The 9,075-nt window shown below is 39.7% G+C and carries 10 protein-coding genes; 8 read left to right on the forward strand and 2 right to left on the reverse strand.

The features are described from left to right. The first annotated feature begins 57 nt into the window (after positions 1–57). From sigG to DWW81_RS09525, 8 genes are all read left to right on the forward strand, one after another. The gene (gene sigG, locus DWW81_RS09490; protein WP_117863719.1) at positions 58–828 is read left to right on the forward strand and encodes an RNA polymerase sporulation sigma factor SigG; all 771 of its coding nucleotides are present in this window, start codon (positions 58–60) and stop codon (positions 826–828) included. A 182-nt stretch (positions 829–1,010) separates the two neighbouring features. Beyond that, positions 1,011–1,796 (forward strand): sporulation initiation factor Spo0A C-terminal domain-containing protein, encoded by a 786-nt coding sequence (locus DWW81_RS09495; protein ID WP_117856298.1) that lies wholly within the window; start codon positions 1,011–1,013, stop codon positions 1,794–1,796. Between the two features lie 64 nt (positions 1,797–1,860). Continuing rightward, entirely contained in the window at positions 1,861–2,151 is a 291-nt protein-coding gene (locus DWW81_RS09500; protein WP_038671581.1) for a YlmC/YmxH family sporulation protein, read from the forward strand. 175 nt (positions 2,152–2,326) lie between these two features. Further along, positions 2,327–3,070 (forward strand): 30S ribosomal protein S2, encoded by a 744-nt coding sequence (rpsB, locus tag DWW81_RS09505; RefSeq protein ID WP_117897589.1) that lies wholly within the window; start codon positions 2,327–2,329, stop codon positions 3,068–3,070. A 75-nt stretch (positions 3,071–3,145) separates the two neighbouring features. Then, on the forward strand, positions 3,146–4,066 hold the full coding sequence (tsf, locus tag DWW81_RS09510) for a translation elongation factor Ts (protein WP_022287299.1): 921 nt from the start codon (positions 3,146–3,148) through the stop codon (positions 4,064–4,066). A gap of 224 nt (positions 4,067–4,290) precedes the next feature. Further along, on the forward strand, positions 4,291–4,497 hold the full coding sequence (locus DWW81_RS09515; RefSeq protein WP_117897590.1) for a hypothetical protein: 207 nt from the start codon (positions 4,291–4,293) through the stop codon (positions 4,495–4,497). Between the two features lie 23 nt (positions 4,498–4,520). Next, positions 4,521–4,814, forward strand: coding sequence for a hypothetical protein (locus tag DWW81_RS09520; RefSeq protein WP_117897591.1), 294 nt, complete (start codon positions 4,521–4,523; stop codon positions 4,812–4,814). Between the two features lie 4 nt (positions 4,815–4,818). After that, on the forward strand, positions 4,819–5,088 hold the full coding sequence (locus DWW81_RS09525; RefSeq protein WP_147338979.1) for a hypothetical protein: 270 nt from the start codon (positions 4,819–4,821) through the stop codon (positions 5,086–5,088). Positions 5,089–5,265: 177 nt separating this feature from the next. On the opposite strand, the gene DWW81_RS09530 is transcribed toward DWW81_RS09525, so the two are convergent. After that, entirely contained in the window at positions 5,266–8,076 is a 2,811-nt protein-coding gene (locus tag DWW81_RS09530; protein ID WP_347502992.1) for a leucine-rich repeat protein, read from the reverse strand. Between the two features lie 37 nt (positions 8,077–8,113). Continuing rightward, complete coding sequence (locus DWW81_RS09535; RefSeq protein ID WP_117897594.1) at positions 8,114–8,740, reverse strand: hypothetical protein; 627 nt, start codon at positions 8,738–8,740, stop codon at positions 8,114–8,116. Positions 8,741–9,075 lie beyond the last annotated feature (335 nt).

Here is a 9,075-nt window from a genome sequence, read left to right on the forward strand (position 1 = left end):
GGTAATAATTATATTATCACGGCAGCATAAAATGCTGCTTTTTAACAGGAGCGTGCGATGCAGTACAATAAAGTTGAGATAAGCGGAGTTAACACCAATGAGCTGAAAACGCTGAAAGAGTCGGAAAAGCTGGAGCTTTTGAAAAAAGCCCATTCAGGTGACAAGAAAGCCCGTGAGGAGCTTATAAACGGCAATCTCAGGCTCGTGCTGAGCGTTTTGCAGAAGTTTGTGAGCCGAAGCGACTCCCCTGACGACCTTTTTCAGGTTGGTGTTGTGGGGCTTATCAAGGCGATAGATAATTTCGATACCTCTCTTGATGTGAAGTTTTCTACCTACGCTGTGCCTATGATAGCAGGAGAGCTTAGAAGATTTCTTCGTGATTTTCAACCCATGAGGGTGAGCCGTTCTCTCCGTGACCTTGCTTATAAAGCAATGCAGGCGAAAGAACAGCTCATATGTGAAAACCAGAAAGAGCCTACTGTTGAGCAGATAGCAGACACTATCACCGAAAAGCCTAGTCAGGTGGTCATTGCCCTTGAAGCCATAACCGACCCGGTTTCACTCTATGAGCCTGTGTATTCTGACAACGGCGATGCTCTTTATGTATTGGATCAGGTGAGCGACAACTGTGACGATAAAAGCTGGCTGGAAGAGCTTTCATTGAAGCAAGCCATGAGCGAGCTTCAGCCTCGTGAACGTAATATACTCTTCCTGCGCTTTTTCAAAGGACAAACTCAGGTGGAGGTAGCAAAAAATATTGGCATCTCTCAGGCACAGGTATCACGGCTTGAAAAAGGTGCATTGGAACACATCAAGAAAAGTATCTAACGTCTGTCGCAATACGTTAAATCGACATTTATGAATATTTTTGTTATATACAATTACATTAAGGTCACGTTTTTGAAACAATTTGATTAATAATGTGCCATTAAAGTTGCTTGTAGTCCAAAAATTTGATATAATATATATATGAGTTGTTATGTTAAATCGTCATAAGGGAGTTGAAGTGTATGCTGACTGATTATTCGGTCCTTATTTCCGAGTCATATGACGGCCAGCATAAACTGTTGACCGAGGAACTGAAACGCAATGGTACAAAGGTCCATATATGCGGTGATACTGAAATAGAGCTTGAGATAGGTGCTGTAAAATATACTCCTGACGTTATCGTTATTGACTGCTGTAAGCTGGGATATAAAAAGCTTCTGCATTTTCGTGAAATACTTCATGAAGATGACATTCATCCCATAATATATAACATCTACACCTATGATGACACAGAAACGATCCGTATTCTTCTCGATTATGATGATATTCTGCACATACTTATGCCATACGACGCTAAGAACGTATGCCACTATATGCTTGACAAGCTAAAAAGGATACCTGTCGATCCTGATATCCTTAGACAGAATATTTCAAAGGAGATACATAGGATCATAACATCAACGGGCATAAACCGAAAGCATTCAGGATATGACCATATCTACTACATGATATTCCTTATTATATTCAAATATAACGGTAATAAAGTACAAATAGGCGAACTTTATAAGGACATTGAAAAACAATACGGAAAAAATACTGCAGCTATTGAACGCTCAACAAGAAGTGCTATAGTTTCAGGCTGGGAAAAAATGAAGCCTGTGGATAAGCAAATGCTTTTTGAAAGTTGCCTTGCTAACGGAACAAAGCCTACAAATGCAATGTACATAAACACCATAGCTTTATATATAAAGCATTTGTATAACGATCAGTTGGAGATGTATTACAAAAACAAAAACGATCATACATAGGACGATCCCCAAAGTGCATACCTATTATAAAGGGTATGCACTTTTTTTGAAAGGGGAAGGTTTCATGATATGTAGTTTTTCAAGCTTACGAAATAAAGAGGTCGTCAATATGCGAACAGGACTGAAAATAGGCTATGTTGATGATATAGAAATGGATACTCAGGGAGCGAATATAGTTTCACTGATCGTCTATGGCAAACCAAGGGCTTTCGGTATTATGGGAAGAGATGAGGATATTATCATAAAATGCTCGGATATCGAGCTTATCGGCGAAGATACCATACTTGTAAAATTCAACGATAGTGCAGTATGCACAAAGAGCAGAACTGTAAAAATCGAAAATTTGTTAAAATAAATTGTCGAAAGCTCTTGAAATGAAATAGAAAATATGATATAATATTAAAGCAATTCGCACGGACAGGTTTTTGCCGTTGGTCCTGCCATAAGACAGGTGAAAGCAAGTAAAGCCGTCCGGAGGATAAAAACATCTGCAAAAGCAGAAATCTAAAACCAAACAGGAGGTTACTACAATGGGAGTAGTATCAATGAAGCAGCTTCTTGAAGCTGGTGTACACTTTGGTCACCAGACAAGAAGATGGAACCCTAAAATGGCTCCATACATTTTCACAGAAAGAAACGGAATTTACATCATCGATCTTCAGAAGACCGTTAAGAAGCTTGAAGAAGCTTATATGTTTATCCGTGACATCTCAGCTAATGGCGAAGAGATACTTTTCGTAGGTACAAAGAAGCAGGCTGGAGATTCTATCAAGGAAGAGGCACTGAGAGCTAATGCACATTATGTAAATGCAAGATGGCTCGGCGGTATGATGACAAACTACAAGACGATCCAGCAGAGAATCAAGAGACTTGAGCAGCTCCACACAATGGAAGAGGACGGCACATTCGACCTTCTCCCTAAGAAGGAAGTTGTTAAGCTGAAGCTTGAGATAGAAAAGCTTGAAAAGTTCATGGGCGGTATCAAGAACATGAAGAAGCTTCCAGGCGCACTTTTCGTTGTTGACCCAAGAAAGGAAAAGATCGCTGTAGCAGAGGCTAAGAAGCTTGGCATACCTGTAGTAGCTATCGTTGACACAAACTGCGATCCTGACGATGTTGATTATGTTATCCCAGGTAACGATGACGCTATCAGAGCGGTTAAGCTTATCGCTGGTTGCATGGCTAACGCTATAATCGAAGGCAGACAGGGTGAGGACGCTGAGTCCGCTGAAGAGGCAGATAAGGTGGAAGAAGCTGACGAGGCTGCTGAATAAGAGCTGAAATTTCAGGCAGGCATTTATAGTATATTTGTCTGCCTATTTCGATATAAAACACTAGGAGGAATAATAATGGGTAAGGTATCCGTAGCAGAGATCAAAGAACTTATGACAGCAACAGGCGTTGGCATGATGGACTGCAAGAAGGCTCTTGTAGAAGCTGACGGCGATATGGAAAAGGCAGTAACACTTCTCCGTGAAAAGGGACTTGCTACACAGGCTAAGAAGAGCGGCAGAGTTGCAGCAGAGGGTATCTGCACAGCTGTAGTTAAGGGCAACGTAGGCTGCGTTCTTGAAGTAAACATCGAAACAGACTTTGCTGCTAACAATGATGAGTTCAAGGCTTTCGTTGCAGCAGTTGCTGATACAGTAATCGAGACAAACCCTGCTGACGTTGACGCACTTAAAGCAACAAAGATCAGCGGTGGTGACAAGACAGTTGAAGAGACACTTCAGGATCTGTTCATCAAGATCAGAGAGAACATGGTAATCAGAAGATTCAAGAGAATGGAAGGCATTCTTGTTCCTTACGTTCACGGTGCAGGCAGCATTGGCGTTATGGTAAAGCTTGATTCTGATATAGCAGCTGACAATGCTGAGCTCCTTGCTGCTGGTAAGGACTGTGCACTTCAGGTTGCAGCTATGAATCCTGCATATCTGAACAGAGAGGCTGTTCCTGCTGACGCTCTTGACAAGGAGAGAGAGATCATGCTGGCTCAGATGGCTGAGGATCCTAAGATGGCTAACAAGCCTGAGCAGGTTAAGCACAAGATCATCGACGGTAAGATCGGCAAATACTATTCTGAGAACTGCCTCCTTGAGCAGGCATTCGTTAAGGATGATAAGGTATCTGTTGGCAAGTACGTTGAGTCTGTAGCTAAGAAGCTTGGCGGCAAGATCGACGTTGTTGAGTACGTTCGTTTCGAGAGAGGCGAAGGCGTAGAGAAGAAGGAAGAGAACTTCGCTGACGAAGTTGCAGCAATGACAAAGTAATCTTTCTGACATAAATGAAAGTCCCTCGGTGGTTAGCCGAGGGACTTTTTTATGGACTTTTGATTGTAACTTGTCAAGTTTTATTATACTGCGTCATTCGGCTATGCGGTATAATATAAATACAAGTTAATATGTCTTCAGTAGAGAGTGTCTTAAATATAAGATGCTCTCTTTTTTGTTGACCTTTTTCTTTTGTTGAGGTCAGCAACAGAGGAAAAATAAACTTGACAGAATCCTTTGAAAAGAGGTATAATGATAGAAAGGTAGTTGAAAATATAATGATAAATTCAATAGAAAAAACTATTGAATTGCCTATTGAGCAGAAACATACAGGTAAGGGCAATCCAAACGCTGTTCTTACTTTTGGTATTAGCTTAATAATTGCCAAAAGGATCTACTCGAAAAGCTTTCTGAGTTTGGCAGCAAAGTAATAGTCGATAAGAAAAGCGTTAATATGGCTGATCTTTCGGCGTTGACTGCTCACACAGGAGATGAGTTTGCATTGTTCACAAAGGGCAAGGATAGACTCATAATTCGTGGTAATTCCTTAATGGTAAATCTTGATATCGAACAGGCTAAAAAACTTGCAGCTCATGGCTATCGTTGGAGTGGTCATACGCACCCCGGGATAGATATAAACGTTATGATGCCGTCAACAGGTGATAAAGAGATACTGAAATGCTTCTCACAGAACAGTAGCGTTATCTATGATTCCAAAGGAAATTTCCGCACGTTTGAGAAAGGGTGATACTATGTGTAAGAGATTTGACGACTGGTCACAGGAAATAAAAAACTTTTGCGACAAAAATGGATATAGCTTTGAAAAAGCAAAGAGTCTTTCTCAATGCTGGGGTAAAGACGATCTGTTTTTACAGTATTTTGACCCCGATAGTGAAAGCGTTAGAAAAGGGTTGGGATTGCTTGACGAAACACCTATGCCTCTTGTTCTTTATATCAAGAGATTGCCTGATGGCAGACTTCTATTTAAGCAGACAGAACACACTAAAAAATATCTTGCGTAGTTTTTTTGTAGTGAAACTGAAAACTATCTAAAAATGTATTGGAACGAAAAATAAGATAAGAAGCGGCATCCTCTGAAAAGAGGGTGCCGCTTTTCTTTGTATATGAAGAAAAATGGGTATGAGTCCGAAAACCCATACCCTAAAAATATAATAAAGGAGAATATTAGGAAATAAGCGTTATTTCTTAGTAGTGACGCTCTTTGTAGAGGACCATGCACCATAGTACTTTTTACCCTTTACAGTTGTGTAGGACCTTACACGAACGTAATACTTTTTCTTGCCACTCAGCTTGGAAATGGTCTTTTTATCGGTCTTGTTGTTTGTAACAGTTACCTTTTTAGCTCCGCTGAACTTGGAATTTGTCGCATACTGAATTTCATAACCAGTAGCACTTCCCTTTTGAGCCCAGTCGATAAAGAATGATCTGCTCTTTGACTTAAGCTTCTGTATATTCTGCTTTGCAGGGTTTATCTTAAAGGTCTTAGTTACAACACCGCCATATGAGCCCTTGCCAGTAAACTTAATAGTAGCTGTGCCTACATTCTTATTGCTGCTGTATGAAACCGTGTAATCTCTGCCGTTTTTTAGTGTACTTCTTTTATACTTGAGCTTTGCTGACTGTGCAATAGCCTTACCGGTAAAACTCTTGGTAGAAATATTTGAGATAGACACAGAAGACATATTCTTGGACGCTGTTACCACGTTCTTTATAGGAGACCATTCTCCATAGTATGTAGAACCTCTTACAATAGTGTAAGAACGTACTCTTACAAAGTAATTGCGTCCACGATAAAGACCGCTTATTGTGACTGTATCCGGCTTATTTGCCGTAAGTCTCTTTGTTTCAGCGTTTGTAAAGCCATAGTTTGTCGCATACTGAATTTCATAACCAGTAGCACTTCCCTTTTGAGCCCAGTCCACAAAGAAACCGCCGTATCTGGTTTCAATCTTCTGAATGTTCTGCTTTGCAGGATTTATAGTAAAGGTCTTTGAAATAGAACCAGTATACTGTACAATTCCGTTAACGATCACGGTTGCCGTACCAACCTTCTTATTATTGATATATGATACAGTATAATCCTTACCTGCGACAAGTAATGTATCGTTTAGCTTTACAACAACGCCAGGCTTCATATATCCACCGTCATATTCATATATTGACGTTGAAAGCGTAGCGTCTGCTTCACTTATATCTATCCTAGCAAGAGCCGGTATTGTTGCCGTTTCAAGCCTTTCATGGCACACTGTACACTCTGTATGCATGGAGCCTGCTATACCCGGAGCCGCTTCCTTATCGATTATCCAATCACTTGACGTATGAGGAAGCTTTGTTATCTCCTGCTTTTCAGCGACATTTCCACAGATCGTACAGTATCTTACCTGTTCACCAGGCTCAGCACAAGTTGGCTGTTTTGTTATTATCCATTCGTCTGCAGGTGTATGAGCAAGCTTATCTATGGATTTTCTTTCAATGATCTTGTTGCAGGTAGTACAGTATCTTACCTGCTCACCAGCTTCAGCGCAAGTAGTCTGCTTTATTACTGTCCATTCGGAAGAAGGAGTGTGTCCCTTCTTAGGAATAATGGTTTTTGTATAATAATCGCAATTAGAACACTTTTTTTCAGTATATCCGTCTGTCTCACAAGTAGCTTCAACTGTATTAGTTATATACTTATGACCAGTTGGCTGAGTTTCGTTATCCTTGTAAGATTTTTTACATACAGAACAAGTGTGAAGTGTATATCCGCCAGTTGTGCAAGTTGGAGCAACAACCGTATCAACATACTTATGTCCCTGAGCTGCAACGTCTTCTGTATATGAGTCACCACACTTTGAACAAGTATATGTTACCTTACCACCGGTGCAAGGATTGGCTTCACTTGTTATCTTATATGAATGTCCCTTAGCTGGAATCGTTGCTGTTTCAGTATAATAACCGCAGTCCTTACTTGTACAGCTTCTCTTCTGCTCTCCGTCAGTTGTGCAAGTAGGGGCCTTTGTTATTTTCCAAGAGCCAAATGTGTGCTGATGAGCTGGGGTTATTTTAAATGTTTTGGAAATGGAGCCTGTATAGTTACCCATAAAGGTTACTTTTATAGTTCCTGTCCCTACATTTATGTTATCCGAGTAGGATACTGTATAATCCTTGCCTTCAGTCAGACGTGTATCATTGTCACTCTTAAACACATTGATCTTTGGCTTTATCTCTGAGCCGGTACATTTATACTGTCCCATTGAACCGTCGGCGAAGTTTATTCTTGAGCTCTTGCTTGTGAGAACAAGAGGATTGATCGTATAGTTAACGACCTTTGTACCGATATAATCACCCATACCGGTTATAACGACGGAAGCTGTTCCTGCATTTATATTGTTCGTATACTGAACCGAATAATCTGGATTATCCACATATGGGCTTGCTCCCCAGAGTTCTTTTCCTTTATAGTATACAGTAACATTCTCTGGCTTTTCCTCATAACCGCTATATACAAAAGAGTCTTCAGAAAGAGTTACCTCAAAATCATTTGCATTTGGTGGGGCAACGTCTGTAAGCTTATACTTTACGCCGTTTTCTTCACAATACTTAGCGCAGGCACTGTTGGATGTGCAGTAGACCATTTTGACATCTTCAAAGCAGTTGTAATTGAAAGTCTCAACCGAGTCCGGAATGGTTAGAATAAGATTTTTACAACCAGCAAACGCCAGCTTGTCTATTTCCTTCACCGATGCTGGTATATACAAACTTGTCAAACCAGTGCAATCCATTAGTATTCCATATGGAATTTTGGTAAGATCTTCATTTAGTACAAGTGATGTAAGAGAAGGATTGCTATGAAATGTGGCATCTCCAAGTGATGTCCCTGTTTTTAGAATAAAACTGGAGACATTAGTATTTGCAAAGCTTCCCGTTCCGTAAGATACTATGTTATCAAGATTAATGTTAGCCAATTTCTCGCAACCGGCAAATGCATGATCTGGAATACAAGTTATTTTATCATTAAGAGTTACCTTTTCAAGACTCTTGAGGTTATAAAACGCTCCTTACTGCGTTTGAATCTACGAACTCTGTTTGTTCAACTGCAGTTACTTTTACTGTTTCACCGGTTAAAGGATTGACAGTTTGTGTTGGAATAACTACGTCATTATAGTCCCACTTAAGACACTCAGAAACGATGTAATTACCATCGCTGCCTGTTCTGTATACGAACTTGCCGTCTGAAAAGCCAGTATCCTTGTAAAAGTACTTGTATTCTGTTGCCTTAAAGAAAATAATATGCTTGGAACCCATGCTTACATCTGCGATATATGATGTTCCGTCAACGTCTATTACGTTGTTAACGTGGTTCTGAGCACCAAAGCTATCACTGTTAGCACTTGTTCTAACGTGGCATCTTATTCCTGCTGCTTCACATAAGTTGTATACGTTGAGTGCCGCTGTAACGCAGTTCTCGGTTGTGCCGTCCATTTTGGAAGCATAACTCAGAATGCTTTTTGTCTTGGTCAGCGTATCCTGATCTTTTATCTGTTCAATATATGCATTAGCTGCGTCGTCCAGATATTCACTATTCGATGCAAATACAGCAAACGTATTATTTGAAGTTATAATAAGAGAGGCAATAATGCCTGCTACTATCTTTTTAATATTTCTTTTCATAATTACCCCTTTCCGCTTTTTTAGCAAATTATTATATATGTGAAAGACCTTAATTGTTGTTTTCTTTCTATAATTAATTATAGCGTAAGTTAAAAACATAGTCAAATTTCGAGCTTACAAAAACGACTTTCTATAAAATTTCGTTACAAATGCACAAAAATCAGCGGTCTAAAATATACTAGATGTACAAAGCCTTATAAAGAGTAAATCTATATATCGGTCGAATTATGTAAAAATAATTTTTATTTATTTCCGTTATTTATTGATTCTTTTTGATTACTTATATGTAGGTTTGTCAATCATATTGGACACTATTATTAAGAAATTCGATAGGC

It is taken from the genome of Ruminococcus sp. AF17-1AC (assembly GCF_003461385.1).
Classification (GTDB): Bacteria; Bacillota; Clostridia; order Oscillospirales; family Ruminococcaceae; genus Hominimerdicola; species Hominimerdicola aceti.